Consider the following 20034-nt stretch of genomic DNA (forward strand, 5'->3'; position numbering starts at 1 on the left):
TGCCTCCGTGGCTGCCAGTCAGCCCACCCTCACCTGTGCCCCTACCTGATTCGGCTGGCGGCAAGGTAGCTTGTACCAGTGAGTAACACTGAGCTGATGAACACAGACCCTTTCGAAGCCGCACAGGCCGCCGCAGACTTCATAGCCGCGGAGACCGGCGTCGAGTCCCACGACGTAGCGCTGGTGCTCGGATCCGGCTGGGCCGAAGCCGCCGATCTGATCGGCGAAACGACGGCCACACTGAACGCCTCGGAGGTCCCGGGCTTCCACAAACCAGCCGTGGTGGGGCACGTCGGCACTATCCGCTCCGTCCTCACCAAGGAGGGCAAGCGAGCTTTGGTCCTTGGCGCCAGGACGCACTACTACGAAGGCCGCGGCGTCCGCTCTGTCGTGCACGGCGTACGCACTGCGGCAGCCGCCGGATGCAAGACGCTGGTACTGACCAACGGCTGCGGCGGACTCAACGAGGATTGGACCCCGGGCACTCCGGTACTCATCAGCGACCACATCAACCTCACAGCAACATCGCCGCTGGAGGGCGCCACGTTCGTGGACCTCACGGACCTCTACTCCTCGCGCATCCGTACGCTGGCCCGTGAGGTTGATTCCTCCCTGCAGGAGGGCGTGTACGCGCAGTTCACCGGTCCGCACTACGAGACACCCGCCGAGGTGCAGTACGCCAAGCGGATCGGAGCGGACCTGGTAGGAATGTCCACCGCGCTGGAGGCAATTGCCGGCCGGCACGCGGGCATGGAAGTCTTCGGTATCTCCTTGGTTACCAACCTCGCTGCAGGCATCAGCCCGGTTCCCCTCAGCCACGCCGAGGTACTGGAAGCGGGACAGGCGGCCGGAAAGCGTATCTCCAAGCTCCTGGCGGAAATCATCGCCAAGCTCTGATCCACCAGCAACAATGCGCGGCCACCGCCTGGGTGCCCGCGCATTGTTGTTTAACCGTCAATGGAGTGTGCACGCTAACAGGCACGGCCGAAAGTAAACGCACAGTAAATTCCCGGATTAAATAAGATTTATTGCGCAACATTTGATTCCTGACGCTGGCCTGTGGCACGCGCGCCCGTTGGCAATGTAAGCGCTTGCGCATCTACCGGCGGGTAGCCCGGACGACCCACGAAACACCCTTTGATTTGCGGCCTAACACGTGTCTAGCGTGGAGTGTGCTCCGGTAAGTCGATGTGCCGGAGCCATGTGCGGCGAGCGCCCTGACGGGCTCACCGCCACCTCGAAACGATGGCGTCCCTCGAAGACGCCACCAGCGGATCGAGGGACGCCGGAGTAGAGATCCCCAACCGGGGAACAGGGCATGCGCCCCACTCCACGAAGTCCAACACTCCGCGAGAAGAGCAAGCATGAACACGCACTCAACCCCTCAACGGCCGCGGCGCCGTCTGCGACGGGCAGTAGCCGTCGCAGCAGCAGCCAGCGTGGCGGGCAGCATCCTGCTGGTCACGCCGGCGGCACAGGCAAACCTGCCGGCCGATCCGCCGTCGAGCACCATGCCGGCGCCCACGCCCGGCTTCCCGCTGCCGAGCCAGCACACCCAGCAGGCCTATGACCCGGCCGCGGACTTCACGTCCAAATGGACGCGCGCCGACGCCAAACAGATCATGGCCCAGAGCAACACGAATGTGACACCCGGCCAGAACTCCATGAGCCCCAACGTCACCATGCCGGAAATCCCCAAGGACTTCCCCGCCATGAACGACGACGTCTGGGTTTGGGACACCTGGTCATTGACTGACGAGAACGCCAACCAGATCAGCTACAAGGGCTGGGATGTCATCTTCGCCCTGGTTGCCGACCGGCACGCCGGCTACGGCTTCGACCAACGCCACTGGAACGCCCGGATCGGCTACTTCTTCCGGAAGACCAACGCCGATCCCGCCAAGGACAAGTGGAACTACGGCGGACACCTGTTCCTGGACAACACCTCCATCGGCAACACCGAATGGTCCGGTTCCACCCGCCTTATGCAGGGCAACAAGATCAATGTGTTCTACACGGCCACCACGTTCTACGACGTCGCCGAACGGAACGCAGGCGGTGGCGGGATCGCTCCCGACGCCGCGATCGCCAAAGCCCTGGGCAACATCCACGCCACCAAGAACGGCGTGACCTTCGACGGCTTCCAGCACACCAAGCTGCTGGAACCGGACGGAAAGCTCTACCAGAACAAGGCCCAAAACCCGGGCTTCGCGTTCCGTGATCCGTACACCTTCAGCGACCCTGCGCACCCGGGCAAAACCTACATGGTGTTCGAAGGCAACACCGGCGGCACCCGCGGCTCCTACAAGTGCAAGCAGGAAGACCTGGGCTACCGGCCCGGCGATCCCCACGCCGAGACCGTCCACCAGGTCAACAGCACCACCGGCGCCTGGTACCAGACCGCCAACGTGGGCCTGGCAGTAGCGGACAACAAGGACCTCACAAAGTGGACCTTCCTGCCCCCGATCCTGTCAGCGAACTGCGTCAACGACCAGACTGAGCGTCCGCAGATCTTCATCCAGAACGAGAACGGCAAGAACAAGTACTACCTGTTCACCATCAGCCACCAGTTCACCTATGCCGACGGCATGCGTGGCCCCGACGGCGTCTACGGCTTCGTAGGCGACGGCGTCCGCTCCGACTACCAGCCGGTGAACAACAGCGGGCTGGCCCTGGGCTCGCCCACGGACCTGAACATGCCGGCCAACGCACCGGAGGGTCCCGACCCCCGCCAGAACGGGCGGCAGTTCCAGGCCTACTCGCACTACGTGCAGCCCGGCGGCCTCGTCCAGTCGTTCATCGACAACGTCGACGGCGTCCGCGGCGGCTCCCTGTCACCCACCGTGAAGATGAACTTCAAGGGCGGCGTGACCCAGGTTGACCGCAGCTTCGGCCAGAACGGCCTCGGTCCGTTCGGCTACCTGCCCACCAACGTCCGCGTTGGCGGTGAAGGCCTCTACAAGTAGGCCGGCACACCCCGGCCGTCAGGCCACGGCAGGGGTGCCGGTTCCATAAGAGCCGGCACCCCTGCCACCCCCAACCCTTCAGGATTTCTCCCCATGACTTACCCCAACCCCCTCCTGTCCCGCCGCCGGATGCTGGCCGCAAGTGCCGCCGTCGTGGTCTCTTTCGCTGCTGCCTCCTGCACAGCCGGCCCGACGCCGTCCCCCACCCCGGCGGGCCGGACGCCTACGCCTTCAGACCCGTGGCGTCCCGTGGCGCACCTGACAGCCGAAAAGAACTGGCTCAACGACCCCAACGGACTGGTCTACCACGACGGCACCTACCACGCGTTCTACCAGTACAACCCGCGTGCGAACTCGTGGGGCAACATGTCCTGGGGCCACTCCACCAGCACCGACCTGGTGCACTGGGAGCAGCAGCCTCTGGCCATGGAGGCGAGCGGCGAGGAAGAGATCTTCTCCGGCTGCATGGTGATGGACACCAAGAACGCCTCGGGCCTCGGTTCGGCGGAAAATCCGCCCATGGTTGCCCTTTACACCAGCGCTTACGGCAAGAACGGCGCGCTCCCCCAAGGCGCCCAGGCCCAGTCCGTCGCCTACAGCCTTGACGGCGGCACCAAATGGCAGAAATACCAGGGCAATCCAGTCCTCAACCTCACGCCTACCAACAACAACTTCCGGGACCCCAAGGTCTTCTGGTACGAGCCGGGCCAGTACTGGGTGATGACCACGGTGGTGGCAGACGCCCAGGTGGTCAAGCTCTTCAAGTCCACCGACCTGCTCCACTGGGACTACCTCAGCGATTTCTCCGGCGCGGGTGCGCAAGGAGGACTCTGGGAAGTGCCCGAGCTTGTCAGGATGAACGTGGAAGGCTCAACCGCCAAGAAGTGGGTCATGCTGCTGAGCATCAACCCCGGCGGCATCGCTGGAGGTTCGGGCATGCAGTACTTCGTGGGCGAATTCGACGGCACACACTTCACAGCAGAGAACGCGGCAGCCCCGGACGCACCCCTCAGCGACTCACAATGGCTCGACCACGGCGCGGACTACTACGCGGCGAACTCCATTTCCGGCGCGCCAGGGGAAAAGCCCGTGCTGCTGGGCTGGATGGGCAACTGGGACTACGCCCAGCACGTTCCCACGACACCCTGGCGGGGTTCCATGGCGATTCCCAGGGAGCTGACGCTGGTCCGGGGCGGGCACCGTTACGAGCTGCGCTCGGCCATCGCCACCGCAGCCAGGGAGGCCCTGGAACGCCGCAGCGGTGAGGTCAGAAGGAAAAACCTCACCATCGGCTCCCCAGTCCAGGACCTGGGAGCGGACTTCACGGGACGCAGCCAGCTGATCGAACTGGAGCTGGACCTTGGATCGTCCAAGGAGGCCGGGGTCATCCTGCGCCAATCCCCCGACGGCACCTCCGGCTTGCGCGTCTCCTACACCAACGAAACCCGGACCCTGAAGGTCGACCGTTCGCAGGCGGGAACCACCAACTTCTCAGAGAAATTCAGCCCGTACCACCAAGTCCCGCTTCCTTCTGCCGGGAGCGACGGGAAAGTCCGGCTCACCATCCTCCTCGATGCCTCGTCCGTGGAAGTCTTCGCCCAGGATGGCGTGGCCGTCATATCGGACACGTTCTTCCCGGATTGGGACGCTACGGGATCATCAGTGTTCAGCGTGGACGGCGAATCCACCATCTCGGTGCAATCCCGTCCCCTCTAAAAGCAACGCGGGGTCGGATATGGCCCATTACGACCCTGTTTATGGGCCATATCCGACCCCGCGTTGCCCGACCCTGTTTATGGGCCATATCCGACCCCGCGTTGCCCTTGCTGTGCGCAATGAGGATAGTTTTGACCCTATGACATCCAGCGATGCCGCATTTGAACAGCTGATCACCGACGCCCGCCACTGGGCTTCCCAAGACCCGGACCCGACGACGACGGCGGCGCTCCTGGAGCTCGCCGACCTCGCCGGCGCGGGCGATGCGGGAGCTGCCCAGGAGCTGGGCGACAGCTTCAACGGCACCCTCCAGTTCGGCACGGCAGGCCTCCGCGCAGCCCTCGGTCCAGGTCCGAACCGCATGAACCGCGTGGTCGTCCGACGGGCAGCCGCGGGCCTGGCGGCCTTCCTCACCGAAACCGTCGCCGCGGCGGCCCCGGGAACCCGGCCACGCGCCGTCGTCGGTTTCGACGCCCGCCACAACTCGGACATCTTCGCGGAAGAAACGGCCGCCATATTCACAGCCGCGGGCATCGAAACGTTCCTCATGCCGGCCGCGCTTCCGACGCCGTTGCTCGCCTACGCGGTCAGGAACCTCGACTGCGACGGCGGCGTGATGGTCACTGCCAGCCACAACCCGCCGCAGGACAACGGCTACAAGGTCTACTTGGGCCGCCATGCGGTGTCCGAGAGCGGCCGGGGTGCCCAGATCGTCGCACCGTACGACGCCAAAATCGCGGCGAAGATCGAGGCCGTCGGTGCCTTGGAGTCCATCGAGTTGGCCGATTCCGGCTGGTCAGTACTGCCGACGTCCATCGCCTCGGACTACGAATCCGCAATGGCCGGGCTGGTCGACCGTGAACACTTCCCGGCGCGGGAGCTGAAGATTGTCCTGACTCCGATGCACGGGGTGGGCGGCGGGACGGCCGTCTCCGTCCTGAATGCGGCAGGGTTCAGCGACGTCACCCTGGTGGCCGAGCAGGCCGAGCCGGACCCCGACTTCCCCACCGTCGCTTTTCCGAACCCGGAAGAACCCGGAGCGTTGGACCTGGCGCTCGCTGCGGCGGCTGCTGCCGGCGCGGACATCGTGCTGGCCAATGATCCCGACGCCGACCGCGCCGCCGTCGCTGCCTTGGACCCCGCGACCAATGCCTGGCGCATGCTGCGTGGCGATGAAGTCGGAGCCCTCCTGGGAGCGCACATTGTGGCGCGTTTGGCCGCTGCCGCACCCGACGAGCCGCACGCCGGCGTATTCGCCAACTCGATCGTTTCTTCACGGCTGCTCTCGCGGATTGCAGCCGCCGCAGGCTACGCCCACGAAGAAACACTCACGGGTTTCAAGTGGATTTCCCGCGTGCCGGGCCTCACCTACGGTTACGAGGAAGCCCTGGGCTACTGTGTGGCACCGGAGCTGGTCAGGGACAAGGACGGTATTTCAGCCGCTGTGCTGATCGCCGAGCTGGCGGCAGCCGCCAAAGCTGAAGGCAGGACGATCTTCGACACCCTGGACGACCTCTACCTCGTGCACGGCCTTCACGCGAGCGATCAATTGAGCATCCGGGTTGCTGACCTGGGTCTTCTCGACGCCATGATGAACCGGCTCCGGGTCAACCCGCCTGAAGCGTTCGGAGGGTCCACGGTGGAGGTTTCCGTTGACCTGGCCGAAGGCAGCGACAACCTTCCTCCGACGGATGGGCTGCTGTACATCACTCGCGACCAGAGCCGTGTCATTATCCGGCCCAGCGGCACCGAACCGAAGCTCAAGTGCTACCTCGAAGTGATCCGCCCTGTGGAATCCGCGGCGGAACTCGCGGAAGCACGCCAAGCCGCGCGGACCTCCCTGGACGATGTCCTCAGGGATGTCCGCGAAGCACTGGGACAGTAACTTCCTAGAGCCCGACCTCAACGAAGCCGTCCACCAAGCGTGTAGCGAACGCGTCAAGGCGGAGCTCGGGATTGGTGAAGCACTCCCCCGTTTCAAGGTCGTAAACCTCTTTGTGAAGCGGCGAGGCGATGGTGGGCCGGCTTCCGCGGGACCCGATGATGCCGCGCGCCATGACGTTGGCGAGTGTCGCCGGGTCCTGCTGGGCTACGGCGAAGACTTCCGAAGGCCCGGTGCGGAACAGGGCAACCTGCCGGCCTTCGATCAGTGCTGCTTCTCCCCAGGCGGGCTCAAGTTCGTCCAGCGGGCACACACGGTGCCAGGTGGCGGCTGCGGCCGGGCCCCCGGCACTGTCAAGAGTCTCGGCACGGTCCAGAATTACGGTCATTTCAGCCCCTCTCACTGTGTCCGGGTGCTGGCATATTCGGTCATCACTCCCCGGACCGGGCCACGCTTGCAGCCACTCCTCCACGCTAGGACCGGGGTGTTTCAGCCGGGGTGCTCGTTTGTGTCCGGCGGGTAAAAGACACCTCACACGAGCTGAAACGCGTTCGTGATGCAGAAGTTAAGACCACGAAACAAAAGGGAAACTGAAGCGAAACTGCCCGTCCCTAGGCTGGGATCACAAGTTGCGGAGATCCGTCTGCAACATCTGCGAAAGGCCCACCAGTGACCGGACACACTTCAAGCACAGTGACTCCACGCCGCGTCGTCGTTATCGGCGGCGGACCTGCTGCCCACCGTTTCACCGACGCCATGGTCAATCGCGGTCTTGAAGGTTGGCAGCTCACGGTACTGACCGAGGAGGCACACCTCCCCTACGACCGCGTGGCATTGAGCAAGGCCCTCACCGAAACCGACGTCGACCTCACCTTGGGCGACGCCTCCATGTGGGACCACCAGGCGGTGGAGTTGAAGACCGGCGAGCGCGCGGTCAGGATTGATCCCGTTGCCCGGAACGTGGTGACCGCGGCGGGCAACGTTTACGGATATGACCATTTGGTGGTCGCTACGGGTTCCGATGCCGCCCGGCTCCCCATTCCCGGGTCCGAGCACACCCACGTTTACCGCACGCTTGAGGACGTTTGGTCCATCAACAAGGCCATCGAGGAATTGACCGCGAAACTCGGCCGGAAGGTCAACGCGGTAACCATCGGCGGCGGCCTCCTGGGACTCGAATCGGCTGCCGGCACGGAGCAACTCGGGGCGACGCCTGTGGTCATCAACGGCTCGCCGTGGCTGATGAACACCCAATTGGACGAAGGCGCCGGCCAGGCTTTGGGCCGCTTGATCGCGGCCAAGGGGTTCGAAGTGCACGGCGGTGTCTTCCCCTCCGAAGTGAAAACGGACGACGACGGCCAGGTCACCGGAGTCCTGATGGCTGACGGACGCACCATCGACGCCGACCTCGTGATTGTGGCCATCGGTGTCAGGCCCCGCGACGAACTGTTCCGCGCAGCCGAAGGCGAAGAGCAGCTCTTCAGCCTGGGCCAGCGCGGCGGCGTGGTCATCAACGATTTCTGTGCCACCGAAGTGGAGGGCATCTGGGCCATCGGCGAAGTGGCCAACTTCGAGGGCATGTGCCTGGGCCTCGTGGCTCCCGCCAACACCATGGCCGAGATCGTGGCGGACCGGCTGCACGGCGGTGAGGCGACATTCCCCGGTTTTGACACTGCCACCAAGCTGAAGTTGTCCGGTGTGGACGTTGCCAGCTTCGGCGATGCCTTCGCCAGGACCGAACACGCACTTGAAATCGTCTACGCCGACCCCGCTCGCGGCGTTTACCAGAAGATCGTTACTACCGACGACGCAAAGACCCTCCTGGGTGGCATCTTCGTGGGCGACGCTTCGCCCTACATGAGCCTTCGCCCGCTCCTGGGCCGCGAGCTGTCCGCCGAACCGGGTGCCTACCTGAGCGCCGCCGGTGGTGGCGAGGCTCCGGAGACTGAACTTCCCGATGACGCGATCCTGTGCTCGTGCAACAACGTGGCCGCCGGAACCATCCGTGACACCATCAACGGCTGCGGCGCCTGTGAAGGCAACGCCCCGGTGCAGGAACTCAGCGAACTCAAGGGCTGCACCCGTGCCGGAACCCAGTGCGGTTCCTGCGTTCCGATGCTGAAGAAGCTCCTGGAAGGCGAACTCACCAAGTCCGGCATCGAGGTCTCCAAGGCCCTCTGCGAGCACATCAGCCTTTCCCGCCAGGAACTCTTCGATGCCATCCGTGTCCTGGAGCTCACGTCCTTCGAAGACATCATGGCCAAGTACGGCACTGGTGCCGGTTGCGACATCTGCAAGCCGACCATCGCTTCCATCCTGGCCAGCCAGCACTCCGCCTACGTCCTGGACGCCGGGCGTGGTTCCCTGCAGGACACCAACGACCGCGCCCTTGCGAACATGCAGAAGGACGGCACCTACTCCGTGGTTCCCCGCATCGCCGGCGGCGAGATTACGCCCAAGGGGCTAGGTGTCATCGCTGCGGTGGCTGAGAAGTACAACCTGTACACCAAGATCACCGGCGGCCAGCGCATAGATATGTTCGGTGCCCGCCTTGAGCAACTGCCGGATATCTGGAAGGAACTGGTGGACGCCGGCTTCGAGTCCGGCCAGGCTTACGGCAAGAGCCTGCGCACGGTGAAGTCCTGTGTTGGATCCACGTGGTGCCGCTTCGGTGTCCAGGATTCCGTGGCCATGGCCATCGCACTGGAACTGCGCTACCGGGGCCTGCGCAGCCCGCACAAGCTCAAGATGGGTGTTTCCGGTTGCGCCCGCGAGTGCGCCGAAGCCCGGGGCAAGGACGTCGGCGTGATCGCCACCGCGGACGGCTGGAACCTTTACGTTGGCGGCAACGGTGGTGCCACTCCGGCGCACGCCAAACTGCTTGCCAAGGACCTGGACGACGAAACGCTGCTGAAGTACATCGACCGTTACCTGATGTACTACATCCGGACGGCCGACCGCCTGCAGCGCACTGCCCGCTGGCAGGAAGAACTCGACGGCGACATCAAGCACGTCGAGGACGTGGTGGTCCACGACTCCCTGGGCATTGCCGCTGAGCTCGAGGCCGCCATGGCCAAGCACATCGACACCTACGAGGACGAGTGGGCCGAGACGTTGAAGGATCCCGAGCGCCTCCGCCGTTTCCGTTCCTTCGTCAACGCCCCCAACCAAAAGGACGAGTCCATCTCCTTCGTTCCGGAGCGCGGCCAGATCCGCCCTGCCACGAACGAAGAAAAGGGCGGCGTGCTCATCGCCTCCACCATCCCGGTCCGCAGCGAATAACAAGGGGTCCCCATGCAGCTCACCATTGACCTGACCGACCGTGATGTCCTGGTCACAGGATCCGACAAAACCGCCCGCCAGGCCGTCCGCCGCTATCGGAGCGCCGGAGCCAACGTCTACCGGCTAAGCACGCCCGACGGCGCACCGGCCGACGGCCAGCTCCCCGAGCGTCCGTTCCTGGTGGCGGTAGTGGACGACGGCGACGACGGCTGGGGTGCGCTGGTGGACCGGTGCCGTGAGGCCGGCATCCCTGTTGCGTTCGAGCCGCAGCCGGGCGCCGAGGGCCACGTGACATTGGTGGGCGGAGGGCCCGGAAGCCTTGAGCTGCTTACCGTGGGCGCTGTCGATGCTTTGCGGGATGCAGACGTCGTCTTCTTCGACCGTCTGGCCCCCTACCAGGAGCTGGCGGGCCTGACCTCCGCGGACCTCGTGGATGTGGGGAAGCAGCCCGGCCTGCACAAGGTGACGCAGCGCGACATTGAGAAGCTCATGGTGGAAGCGGCGCTGCTGGGCAAGAACGTGGTCAGGCTCAAGGGCGGTGACCCCTACGTCTTCGGTCGGGGCGGGGAAGAGGTAGCCGCTTGTGTTGCGGCCGGTGTTCCGGTCCGGGTGATTTCCGGCGTCACCAGCGCCATCTCCGTGCCTGCTGCCGCGGGCATCCCGGTGACGCACCGCGAAGTGAGCCACATGTTCACGGTAGTGTCAGGGCACGCGCCCCTGACGGAAAAGGAGCACACCCACCTTGCCGGACTCGGCGGGACGATCATTGTCCTCATGGGCATCGGTACTCTCCCCCAGTTGGCCGCCGGACTGCGTCGAGCAGGGATGGATCGTGAAATGCCGATGGCTGTGGTGGAACGTGGGTATCGGCCCGGCCAACGCACCACAATTGCCGACCTCGGTAGTATCGAAACAGCAGCGACCGGCTGCAGCAACCCTGCCGTGCTGGTGATCGGCGAGGTGGTCCGGGTGGCGGAGGCCAACCGGAACCACGCCGAAGCATCCGCTGAACTGAGCCGACTCGCGGCTTCGCTTCTTGAAGCCTGAAGGTAAGAACACATGACTGTTGCACGTGCCATCGAAAGCCTGGACCCCAATGCCGCTCCGGACACTTCCGAGGCGCCCGAGGCGCCCTTGGACGGATTCCGCATCGGCGTCACCTCGCACCGCCGTTCCCGTGACCTCATCGAGGCCCTGGAGAGGCGCGGCGCCAGTGTCCTGCACGCCCCTGCCCTGAAGATCGCCCCGGTCCAGGAGGACATGATCCTCGTAGAGGACACCCGGACCATCATCGAAGCGAAGCCGGATATTTGCATCGCCACCACCGCCTACGGCATGCGCCGCTGGTGCGAGGCGGCCGATTCTTTTGGCATCGGCGAGCAGCTCCTGGAGACCTTGTCCGCCTGCCGCATGTTCGTCAGGGGGCCCAAGGCCCGCGGTGCAGTCCGCGCGGCCGGGCTTGCCGACGTCGGAATCAGCAGCGACGAAACCACCGCAACCTTGGTGGACATGCTGCTGGTGGAGGGAGTTCGCGGCAAGACCGTGGCTGTGCAGTTGCACGGGTACACGGACGTTCGCCAGCTCGAGCGGCTCCGCATGTCCGGCGCGACCGTGCTGACGGTAACTCCCTACCGGTGGGTGAAGCCCGATGGTGAGGACAAGTTGCCGCGCCTGATCGAGGCCGTGGTCAATGGGAACCTGGACGTCCTGACCTTCACCAGCGCCCCGGCAGTGGACGCCATGTGGAGCACGGCGCATGAGATGGGCCTCTACCGACAGCTCATTGAAGCGCTCAAGGGCCCGGTGACGGTGGCCGCGGTCGGGCCGGTGACTGCCCAGCCCCTGGTCGACGCCGGGCTGACGCCCCTGATCCCCGACCGTTACCGCATGGGTGCGCTTATTCGGCTTGTGACCGAGCACTTGTCCTTGAACCATGTCCGCCGCCTGGAGACGAAGAGTGCCACCATCGAGCTGCGCGGACGGTGCCTGCGGATCAACGGCGAAGTGGTGGAGCTGGCCCCCGCTCCCCTCCTGCTGTTGCGGGCGTTGCTCGGCGCGGGCGGCGCGGTCTTGTCGCGTGAGGCGCTCTCTGACCTGTTGGATCTGCGCGGTTCCGTGCACGCCTTGGACATGACGGTCAGCCGGCTTCGGTCCGCGCTCCCGGACGGCAAGCTCGTGGAAACAGTGGTCAAACGCGGATATCGGCTGCGGGCCTAGGGTTGCGGCCCTGCTACGCCGCTTTCACCAAGGGCAGTTCATCCCAGTTGGTGGTGTAGCGGGGGCTGAGCATATCCCTCTTCATTGACCAGTCCGGGCCGCCCTTGATGCCGGCATGCCCCAATCCGATGGAGCCGCGGCCATAGCGTTTGCTGACCTCCTCCAGCAAGCTTCCGATACCCCGTTCCTCGTGGCGGTTCTCGAAGATCTCCAAGGGCTTCTGGTTGCCGCTGGGACGGAGGTCGGTGACCATGATTCCGGCCTTGGCGTACCTGACGCCCTCCTGGATTTTGGGGACCAGGGCGTGCGCAGCCTTGGTGAGCAGCACGGGATCGGCGGTGGGCATGGGCAGCTTGACGTTCACAGCAGGAAACGATTTGTCGTTCGGGTTGTACACCGACGTTGCTGCGAACGCCGTCAGCAGCTTGGCTTGGAGGTCGTGCTTGGCCAGCCTGGCGCTGGCCATCTGCCCGTAGACGCTGAGCACCTGCCGCAGCTGGGCCGCCGTCGTAATCGGCGTCGAGAACGAACGCGAGAAGATCAGCTGGTCCCGTCCGATCCTTTCCTCTTCCATGGGGATGCACGGCGTTCCCTGCAGTTCCAGGACGGTGCGCATCATGACGATGGAGAACTTGTCCCGGAGGGCCACGGGATCTGCCCGAACCAGGTCCAGGATTGAAAAGATGCCCATCGCATTCAGCCGCTTGGTGAGCCTGGTAGCCACGCCCCAGATCTCGATGACGGACAGCCGGGCCATGAGCGCTTCGCGCCGGGCTTCAGGAACCGAATCCCAACGGCACACGCCGTTGAAAGCCGGATTGTGTTTGGCCCATTTGTTGGCCAGCTTGGCAAGCGTTTTGGTGCGGGCGATTCCGACGCACACCGGAACTCCAACGTTCCTGCGGCAAGCATCCTTGATGGTTCGCCCCAGCTGCAGCAACTCCTCTGGCCGGCCCTTGACGCCCAGGAACGCTTCGTCGATCGAATAGACCTCTTGCCACGCCGAGTAGCGCCGCAATAGCTCCATGACGCGCGAGCTGATGTCTCCGTATAGTTCGTAGTTGCTGGACAGCGCAATGAGCCCCCATTCCTTGGCCCGTGGAGCCAGCTTGAACCATGGGTCGCCCAGCCCGATGCCAAGCTGCTTCGCCTCCGGCGACCTCGTCACGGCGCAACCGTCATTGTTGGAGAGCACGATCAGGGGTTTGCCCTCCAACGCGGGATTGAAGGCCCGTTCTGCTGAGGCATAGAAACAATTGATGTCCACGTGGGCGATCTCCTGCATCGTGTGCATAAGGGCCGGCCTGGACATGATCCTCCTCGATTGGTCACTAACATGCGCGACCTCGGAAAATAGGAGGACACGCCGCTGATTCGAAGATATGTTCGAATAAGTCAACTGTACCGCCACCCACCGACAACGAAACTTCTTTGAGCAATTGAGCCCGCTTCAGGAGGAAAGGGCTTGGCTAATCACCCATGCGCGGCACCACGATGCCATCGGCTCCGCAGTGGAGCACAAGGTTGCTGCTTCCGTCCGTCAGTATGCAGTCATTGGGGTCGAAGACCTCTGTGGCGGACAGCCACGGGACAGTTCGTTGCCAGAGTCCCCACGATTTTTGTGAGTAAACGGAATAGGTTTGTGGATCGAAACCTGATTGTTCGACGACGACACTGTCTCCGCTGCTTGCCGTCACTTGGGCGTATGTTGCCGCCGCGGCGGCTAGCTCCATGCCGGCAGCATAAATAGACCACGGCAGAGCCGCCGTGGCACTGGCCAGAACTGCAAGAACGGCAGTCAGCCGACGGATCCGGCCGCGTGGAATCCGTGCGACCAGCGCCGGTACCAGCAGAACCAGCGCTGCCAAGGCGGCAGCCCCGCTCAGAAGGTGACCACACAGAATGAGCGCCCACCCCGGCATGACGAAGTAGACCAGAACCTCAGGCCATGAATCACTGACCCACGCTGCGGAAGCTTGGGCTGCTACTCCCAGCAGCACCGAGACGAGGGCCAACACGATGCCCCACTTGAGGCGCCGCCGCGCTGCGGTAGATCGCGCCGAGTCCGTTTCCGCGGAAACCTCCGCCCCCATCCGTGAAGCGCCCAACCGGGTCTCCGTTACATCATCGCCCGGCAACCGTTTCTGCACACCGCCATCCAACCACGCTTTTGACGTCATCGTGGAGCTTTGGCCAGCGGAGCCAACGAGGAGCCGGGGCTGTTTGCGCAGGCCTTATTGCGCACGTTACGAAACATCCCGCCCTCCGGACTGCGGAAAAGTCCGAAGAGCGGGATATTTCGCGCTATGAGATTCACACCATGAGCCCGGCTACGGGCGGGCGGCGGCGTCCTTCTTGTGCACCAGATAGATGGCCCCGGTAGTGACGTCCTCTTCAAGCGCTTCCAGGGTGCGCCCACGGGTCTCAGGGACCTGGGTGTAGATGAAGATGAGGGCCGCGATGCCCACGCCGCCGAACAGGAAAAAGGTTCCGGTGATCCCGACGCCGGCCACCAGGGTCGGGAAGAACAGGCCCAGCAGCGCGTTGGCGATCCACAGGCAGAATACCGACAGGCCGATGGCGAAACCACGGACGTGAAGCGGGAAGATCTCCGACAGCATGACCCAGACGGCGATATTCAGGAACGTCTGCATCGAGCCGACGAACGCCACCACCAGGAACAGGATCACGAATGGACGGGCCTCGTTTCCTACGGGAAGGAGGACGGAGGCGATGCCGATCAGGAAGTGGCATGCCGTGGTCAGGGTGAAGCCCAGGAGCAGGGTGGTGCGGCGGTTGACGCGCTGCATCAACGTCAGGGCAATGACGCCCCCGACCACCGCGATCACGCCGGGAGCGATGTTGGCGATCAGGGCTGCGTTGGAGTCGAATCCAGCCTCGACCAGCACTGACTGACCGTAGTACATGATCGAGTTGATGCCGGTCAGCTGCTGGGCCACACCCAAGCCGATGCCGACCAGGATGATGCGAAGGATCCACTTGTCTTTGAGTGCGCCCCACGACGTCGCCTTCGACGCCCGCTCTTCGTCGGCGAGGTGCTTGACGTCGGCCATTTCGGCCTCGGCGCGTTCCACTGACCGGATGGTCTTGAGGACAACGAGGGCTTCTTCCCAACGGCCCTTGGATATCAGCCAGCGCGGCGATTCGGGCATCCGGAGCATGCCGAAGAACAACGCGATGGCAGGCAGTGCGGCAACGGCGAGCATGAGGCGCCATACTCCCCCGAACTCTCCCCAGACGTTACCGATGATGGCATTGACGACAAACGCCGCCAGCTGGCCGATAACGATCATGAGCTCATTCCGGCCGGCCAGCGAGCCCCGGATCTCGTAGGGCGCCAGTTCGGCAAGGAAGACAGGCACCACGGTGGACGCTCCGCCGACGGCAAGTCCGAGAACAACGCGTCCGAGCACCATCACTTCAAAGTTGGGCGCGAAGACGCAGGCGATGGTGCCGGCCAGGAACAGCACCGCGAGCAGGAGGATGGACTTGCGGCGGCCCCACGAATCGGACAGGCGGCCACCTCCCACGGCTCCGGCTGCCGCACCGAACAACAGGGAGCTGGTCACGATCCCTTCCGTCAGGGGCGTCAGGCCGAGATCGGCCGTCATGGGCCTCAGGGCACCGTTGATGACACCAGTGTCATAGCCGAACAGCAGTCCGCCGAAGGTTGCAACCAGGGCTACGAGGCCAAGGCGCTTTCTGTGCGGGCCGTTGGTCAGCGGAGGAAGGGCGGCCGCTTGGGCGCCTTCCCGCTGCATTTGCGTTGCAGACATCAGGACTCCTTTGTCAGTGTGTTGCGGGTCATACTCATCCGCTCTGAGTACAGACTAACGCGCGAAAGGCTTAAATGTAAGGTCAAACTAACAAACACCCGAATTAACCCTTTCTGTGACGTGGGAAGATGGAGGACATGGCCCCCGACCGCCCACTCCGCCCAGCTACGCAAAGTGATGTCGCCCGGGAAGTAGGCGTTTCCCGAACATTGGTGTCTTTCGCCTTCCGGGGCGCTCCTGGAGTCAGCGCCGAAACCAAAGAAGCCATTTTCGAAGCCGCCCGGCGTCTCGGATACCGACCCAACGCCGTAGCCGCCGACCTGGCACGCAAGCACCGCTCCGCCGTCGGGCTTTACCTGATGGATATCCGCAACGAGGTCTATGCCGACATTCTCAGCGGCGTCCGCGTGGCCCTCCCGCAGGACGGCAACCGGCTCATCCTGAGCGTATCCCGCTCGGTTGATGGTGTTGACCGGGGCGCGCTGGAGTCGCTCATAGAGGCCCGGGCCGGGATCATCATCGCCGCCACGCTCCTGGATCCGGACGAACGCGTGCAGGAACTGGCGCAGATCGTGCCGCTGGTCAGCGTCACACGGCCGGTACCGGGCGTGGACAGCGTCTATTCGGATGACGTCGTCGGGGCCAGGGCCGCGACTGAACATCTCCTCACCCTCGGGCACCGGCGCATCGCCCACCTGGCGGGTCCTGTGTACGACGGACACACCGTCCGCAGGCGGAGCTACCAACAAACCATGCGCGACGCCGGGCTGAAGCCCCAAACGCTGGCGGCCGAGGACTTCACGCAGGAAGCCGGGGAACGCGCCACCATGCTCCTCCTCAAACAACCCGAGCGCCCGACGGCGATTTTCACGCACAACGACCAACTGGCCCTGGGCGCCCGCGAAGCCGCCTATTCCCTGGGTTTGTCCATCCCGCAGGACCTGTCGCTGGTGGGCTATGACAATTCGCGGATCGCCAAGCTTCACGGCATTGACCTCACGACAGTGGACCTCCATGCCGCAGTCTTGGGCCAAAGGGCGGGCGCGATAGCGCTGGAACGGCTCGGAAACCCGGAGGGCCCCATCGCCGACGAGCGGCTCACGCCTGAGCTGGTGGTCCGCAACTCAACAGCACCGCCGCCCCTTCAGACGTGATGCAGGCACGTGGTTGCGACGCCCCAAATAGTCAGCTCCGACAAGGCGGCCACCCTGATGTCCGGGAATGCAGGGTTGTCTGCCTGCAGCACCACGCCCGTCGGGGTGATGCGCAAGCGTTTGATGGTCAGCTCACCATCCAGGACAGCCACGACGACGGACCCATCCTTGGGTTCCAGCGCCCGGTTGACGATCAGCTCGTCTCCGTCACTGATGCCGGCGGCCTCCATCGATTGGCCGGTCACCCGGACGACGAACGTGCTGGTGACGTCCTTGATCAGGTGCTCGTTCAGGTCGATGCGGCCATCGAAGTAGTCCTGCGCCGGCGAGGGATACCCCGCGGCCACTGACACGGGAGCCAACAGCACCGACATCAAGGACAAGCCCGCATCTATCACGCGGGGGCCGACTATCACGCCCACAACACACCTTTATTCGAATATATGTTCGATAACTGAGTGTACAGCGAACTGCGGACATTCACGTCGTGGATGAATTACTCTAATGAAATGATTATTTGGCGTGGTTGGGGAATTTTGGTCCTCGTCGTGTTCGGTATTTGCGGTGGTTTGGCGGGCGGCTTGTCGCACGGCAATCCGATCGCAGTAGGTGTGGGCTTCCTGGCCGGTGCAGCCGGGATCTGGTATCTCGGAAACTGGTTCAACCGCACCAGGCCCACAGCGGGCTACGAGGCAGCGGTCAACGCCAGAAGCCAGGAATTGTCCAGAATGGTAGAGGTCGGCGCCTACCAGCACCCCGGCCTTCCCGCTCCTCAATCCTTCGAGGAGGCACGTGCCCTCGCGGATGAGCAACTGAAATACGAGGCCGAGTCCGCCCGGCGCGGGTACTTCAACCGGCACAGCCTCTTCTTCCTGCCCATGCAGTACTGGGCGTTTGTGGCGGCCTTCGCCGGCGTTGCGATGATCATCAGCGGCCTGGTCCGGGGGTGATCCAAGAAGAGACGGGTTCAGCCCACCTTGTACCGCAGATGCGAGACCAGGCTGGTACCACGGACCTCAAGGGGTTCAAGCTTCAGCTCGCCTACACCGTCCAGCAAACGCTCACCTGCGCCCAGGACGATCGGCGCGATATGGAGCCGCAACTCGTCAATGAGGCCAGCGGACAGGAATTGTCTGGCGGTTGAGGCTCCACCGGCGATGGCAACGTTCTTCCCGCCCGCAGCTTCCTTGGCGCGCGAGAGCACTGAGCCGATGTCGTCATTGACGAAATGGAAAGTGGTGCCGCCCTCCATCACCATGGGTTCGTGCGGGTGCGAGCTGAGAACGAACACCGGCGCGTGATACGGGGGTTCTTCGCCCCACCAGCCGCGCCACTGTTCCGGCCACAAGTGCTCGCCCGGCCCGGCGAACATGTTCCGGCCCATGATGTAGGCGCCGGCTTCGAGGATCCCGGCGACCTCGGCGGCGTTGGTATCCCGTTCCTTGAACTGCCAACGGTGCAGCTTCTCACCCCCTTCGCCGAGCGGTTGTTCCATACTCTGGTTCGGTCCGGCAACAAAGCCATCAAGGGACACGGTGAGGTCACACGTAACGAGGGTCATGCGCCCATCCTGCCATCGGGGCACCGGGGCCACCAGAGCACGCCGGCCTCAGGAGACGTTGAATCCGCCATTGCTGTGCAGGACCTGGCCGTTGATCCAGGAACCCGCGTCCGAGAACAGGAACCGCACCAGGTTCGCGGTGTCCGTGGGTGTACCCAGGCGTCCGGTCGGGGTCGCCCGGGTCGTCCAGCCGCGTACGTCGTCGTCCATCCAGCCGGTGTCAATCGGCCCGGGATTGATCACGTTGGCCCGCACCCCTTTGTCCCCGAGTTCGACGGCGGCCGCCGTTACGATCCGGTCCAGGGCACCCTTGCTCGCACCATATGGCAGGTTATGGACGGTGTGGTCGCTGGTCAACGCCACGATCCTGCCGGCCACTTCGCCGGGAGGTACGGCGGGCAGCTGCTCTGCAAACTCCTTGATGAGCAGCCATGGGGCCCTGGCATTGACGGCAAAATGGCGGTCCCAGCTTTCCACCGAAGTAGTGAGGATACTGCTGTCCACAGATTCGCAGTGCGAGACCACCAGCCCGGTCACGGGGCCCAGTTTCCGTCCCGCTGCAACGAGCGCCGCCGGTGCACCAGGGTCGCTGAGGTCCCCGGATACGAGTTCGACGGCGACACCCTCCGCGCGGCACCCGGCGGCTATGGCGGCGGCATCGCCAGGTGACGATTCGAGGCCAAGCCGGTCGTCGTAGGGCTTCCAGTGGTTCAGGACAAGGGACCAGCCGTCGGCTGCCAGGCCCCTGGCCAGTGCTGCCCCGATGGAGCGGCGCCTGCCTACGCCTGTGACAACGGCAACCTTGGCTTCTTTTTCCAACGTCATCCCTTGACCCTATGCCGCGGCCCCGGCGGGTTCTACGCTGGACCTCTTAGCACCCACGAATCAGCACCGCGGAAAGAAGGCGGCCATGGCACGGATACCAGGACCCACGCTTGAGCAACTGAACATCCTCGTGGGCTCGTGGGAGACCACCATCCCCAGTGCCGGAACACAGGGACGGACCACTTTTGAATGGCTGGAAGGTGGCGGCTTCCTCATCCAGCGTTCCACCGTGGCAAGGCCCGAATACCCCAACGCAGTCAGCGTCATCGGTGCAACGGGCTCGGACCGGGCATTCCAACAGCACGACTTCGACTCACGCGGCGTTGCCCGCATCTACGACATGACGCTCAGGGACAATGTCTGGACGCTTTTCAGGGACGGACCGGACTGGCCCCAGCGCTTTGTTGGCCACATCAGCCCGGACGGCAACACCATCACCGCCCGCCTGGAGCGCGGCACCTATCCGGGAGGCCCACTGGAGCACGACTTCGACATGGTTTACTCGCGGATTCATTGAACCCTGTGCACCAACAGCATTACTCCACCTCATTTACAGATCCCTTGCCCGGTGGGAACATAAGGCCCATAGTCCGCGGAGGCAACGCCCGGCCACGCCCGGCATCCTCTGCCGCTG

The 20034-nt window shown here is 64.2% G+C and carries 17 protein-coding genes; 10 read left to right on the top strand and 7 right to left on the bottom strand.

The genetic code is table 11. The features are described from left to right. The first annotated feature begins 96 nt into the window (after positions 1 to 96). The 4 genes from PV760_RS03200 to PV760_RS03215 all read left to right on the top strand — a co-directional run bounded on the left by PV760_RS03200 (position 97) and on the right by PV760_RS03215 (position 6567). On the top strand, positions 97 to 897 hold the full coding sequence (locus PV760_RS03200; RefSeq protein ID WP_018777383.1) for a purine-nucleoside phosphorylase: 801 nt from the start codon (positions 97 to 99) through the stop codon (positions 895 to 897). Between the two features lie 467 nt (positions 898 to 1364). Continuing rightward, positions 1365 to 2966, top strand: a complete 1602-nt coding sequence (locus PV760_RS03205; protein WP_354627126.1) for a glycoside hydrolase family 68 protein — start codon at positions 1365 to 1367, stop codon at positions 2964 to 2966. A gap of 93 nt (positions 2967 to 3059) precedes the next feature. Continuing rightward, complete coding sequence (locus PV760_RS03210) at positions 3060 to 4682, top strand: glycoside hydrolase family 32 protein (protein WP_354627127.1); 1623 nt, start codon at positions 3060 to 3062, stop codon at positions 4680 to 4682. Positions 4683 to 4821: 139 nt separating this feature from the next. Beyond that, complete coding sequence (locus tag PV760_RS03215; RefSeq protein WP_354627128.1) at positions 4822 to 6567, top strand: phospho-sugar mutase; 1746 nt, start codon at positions 4822 to 4824, stop codon at positions 6565 to 6567. Between the two features lie 4 nt (positions 6568 to 6571). Here PV760_RS03215 and nirD read toward each other — a convergent pair whose 3' ends face one another. After that, positions 6572 to 6952, bottom strand: coding sequence for a nitrite reductase small subunit NirD (gene nirD, locus PV760_RS03220; protein ID WP_018777379.1), 381 nt, complete (start codon positions 6950 to 6952; stop codon positions 6572 to 6574). Between the two features lie 281 nt (positions 6953 to 7233). Between nirD and nirB the strand changes: the two genes are divergently transcribed. From nirB to PV760_RS03235, 3 genes are read left to right on the top strand one after another with little or no spacing between them, the layout of a single operon-like run. Next, positions 7234 to 9846, top strand: a complete 2613-nt coding sequence (gene nirB, locus PV760_RS03225) for a nitrite reductase large subunit NirB (protein WP_055974963.1) — start codon at positions 7234 to 7236, stop codon at positions 9844 to 9846. Positions 9847 to 9858: 12 nt separating this feature from the next. Then, positions 9859 to 10893 (top strand): uroporphyrinogen-III C-methyltransferase, encoded by a 1035-nt coding sequence (cobA, locus tag PV760_RS03230; protein WP_275778696.1) that lies wholly within the window; start codon positions 9859 to 9861, stop codon positions 10891 to 10893. A gap of 12 nt (positions 10894 to 10905) precedes the next feature. Next, positions 10906 to 12063: a uroporphyrinogen-III synthase gene (locus PV760_RS03235; protein ID WP_055974960.1), complete on the top strand. Its 1158-nt coding sequence runs from the start codon at positions 10906 to 10908 to the stop codon at positions 12061 to 12063. A gap of 13 nt (positions 12064 to 12076) precedes the next feature. Here PV760_RS03235 and PV760_RS03240 read toward each other — a convergent pair whose 3' ends face one another. The 3 genes from PV760_RS03240 to PV760_RS03250 form a co-directional block, all read right to left on the bottom strand. Then, entirely contained in the window at positions 12077 to 13375 is a 1299-nt protein-coding gene (locus PV760_RS03240) for a Y-family DNA polymerase (RefSeq protein ID WP_020608514.1), read from the bottom strand. A 157-nt stretch (positions 13376 to 13532) separates the two neighbouring features. Continuing rightward, positions 13533 to 14243, bottom strand: a complete 711-nt coding sequence (locus PV760_RS03245) for a hypothetical protein (RefSeq protein WP_354627129.1) — start codon at positions 14241 to 14243, stop codon at positions 13533 to 13535. A 150-nt stretch (positions 14244 to 14393) separates the two neighbouring features. Further along, complete coding sequence (locus PV760_RS03250; protein ID WP_018777373.1) at positions 14394 to 15860, bottom strand: sugar porter family MFS transporter; 1467 nt, start codon at positions 15858 to 15860, stop codon at positions 14394 to 14396. Between the two features lie 137 nt (positions 15861 to 15997). Here PV760_RS03250 and PV760_RS03255 point away from each other — a divergent pair, with 137 nt between their 5' ends. Then, positions 15998 to 17014, top strand: a complete 1017-nt coding sequence (locus PV760_RS03255) for a LacI family DNA-binding transcriptional regulator (protein ID WP_055974956.1) — start codon at positions 15998 to 16000, stop codon at positions 17012 to 17014. Here the strand turns inward: PV760_RS03255 and PV760_RS03260 are convergent. After that, a complete protein-coding gene (locus tag PV760_RS03260; protein ID WP_018777371.1) occupies positions 17005 to 17436 on the bottom strand; it encodes a LexA family protein in 432 nt (143 codons plus the stop codon). The two genes, PV760_RS03255 and PV760_RS03260, sit on opposite strands and share 10 nt — an antisense overlap. An 87-nt stretch (positions 17437 to 17523) precedes the next feature. Between PV760_RS03260 and PV760_RS03265 the strand changes: the two genes are divergently transcribed. Then, the gene (locus tag PV760_RS03265) at positions 17524 to 17964 is read left to right on the top strand and encodes a hypothetical protein (protein WP_039240372.1); all 441 of its coding nucleotides are present in this window, start codon (positions 17524 to 17526) and stop codon (positions 17962 to 17964) included. 17 nt (positions 17965 to 17981) lie between these two features. Here PV760_RS03265 and PV760_RS03270 read toward each other — a convergent pair whose 3' ends face one another. Next, entirely contained in the window at positions 17982 to 18575 is a 594-nt protein-coding gene (locus tag PV760_RS03270; RefSeq protein ID WP_039240371.1) for a dihydrofolate reductase family protein, read from the bottom strand. 48 nt (positions 18576 to 18623) lie between these two features. After that, positions 18624 to 19400: an SDR family oxidoreductase gene (locus PV760_RS03275; RefSeq protein ID WP_354627130.1), complete on the bottom strand. Its 777-nt coding sequence runs from the start codon at positions 19398 to 19400 to the stop codon at positions 18624 to 18626. An 85-nt stretch (positions 19401 to 19485) separates the two neighbouring features. Between PV760_RS03275 and PV760_RS03280 the strand changes: the two genes are divergently transcribed. Continuing rightward, entirely contained in the window at positions 19486 to 19917 is a 432-nt protein-coding gene (locus tag PV760_RS03280; RefSeq protein ID WP_354627131.1) for a hypothetical protein, read from the top strand. The last annotated feature ends 117 nt before the right edge of the window (positions 19918 to 20034 follow it).

It is taken from the genome of Paenarthrobacter sp. CC6, from assembly GCF_040560085.1.
Taxonomy (GTDB): Bacteria; Actinomycetota; Actinomycetes; order Actinomycetales; family Micrococcaceae; genus Arthrobacter; species Arthrobacter nicotinovorans.

What these genes read in the sequence shown, in the direction of transcription:
- PV760_RS03200 (WP_018777383.1), top strand. Translation starts at nt 97, where the DNA reads ATGAACACAGACCCTTTCGAAGCCGCACAGGCCGCCGCAGACTTCATA.
- PV760_RS03205 (WP_354627126.1), top strand. Translation starts at nt 1,365, where the DNA reads ATGAACACGCACTCAACCCCTCAACGGCCGCGGCGCCGTCTGCGACGG.
- PV760_RS03210 (WP_354627127.1), top strand. Translation starts at nt 3,060, where the DNA reads ATGACTTACCCCAACCCCCTCCTGTCCCGCCGCCGGATGCTGGCCGCA.
- PV760_RS03215 (WP_354627128.1), top strand. Translation starts at nt 4,822, where the DNA reads ATGACATCCAGCGATGCCGCATTTGAACAGCTGATCACCGACGCCCGC.
- nirD (WP_018777379.1), bottom strand. Translation starts at nt 6,952, where the DNA reads ATGACCGTAATTCTGGACCGTGCCGAGACTCTTGACAGTGCCGGGGGC.
- cobA (WP_275778696.1), top strand. Translation starts at nt 9,859, where the DNA reads ATGCAGCTCACCATTGACCTGACCGACCGTGATGTCCTGGTCACAGGA.
- PV760_RS03235 (WP_055974960.1), top strand. Translation starts at nt 10,906, where the DNA reads ATGACTGTTGCACGTGCCATCGAAAGCCTGGACCCCAATGCCGCTCCG.
- PV760_RS03240 (WP_020608514.1), bottom strand. Translation starts at nt 13,375, where the DNA reads ATGTCCAGGCCGGCCCTTATGCACACGATGCAGGAGATCGCCCACGTG.
- PV760_RS03245 (WP_354627129.1), bottom strand. Translation starts at nt 14,243, where the DNA reads ATGACGTCAAAAGCGTGGTTGGATGGCGGTGTGCAGAAACGGTTGCCG.
- PV760_RS03250 (WP_018777373.1), bottom strand. Translation starts at nt 15,860, where the DNA reads ATGTCTGCAACGCAAATGCAGCGGGAAGGCGCCCAAGCGGCCGCCCTT.
- PV760_RS03255 (WP_055974956.1), top strand. Translation starts at nt 15,998, where the DNA reads ATGGCCCCCGACCGCCCACTCCGCCCAGCTACGCAAAGTGATGTCGCC.
- PV760_RS03265 (WP_039240372.1), top strand. Translation starts at nt 17,524, where the DNA reads ATGATTATTTGGCGTGGTTGGGGAATTTTGGTCCTCGTCGTGTTCGGT.
- PV760_RS03270 (WP_039240371.1), bottom strand. Translation starts at nt 18,575, where the DNA reads ATGACCCTCGTTACGTGTGACCTCACCGTGTCCCTTGATGGCTTTGTT.
- PV760_RS03275 (WP_354627130.1), bottom strand. Translation starts at nt 19,400, where the DNA reads ATGACGTTGGAAAAAGAAGCCAAGGTTGCCGTTGTCACAGGCGTAGGC.
- PV760_RS03280 (WP_354627131.1), top strand. Translation starts at nt 19,486, where the DNA reads ATGGCACGGATACCAGGACCCACGCTTGAGCAACTGAACATCCTCGTG.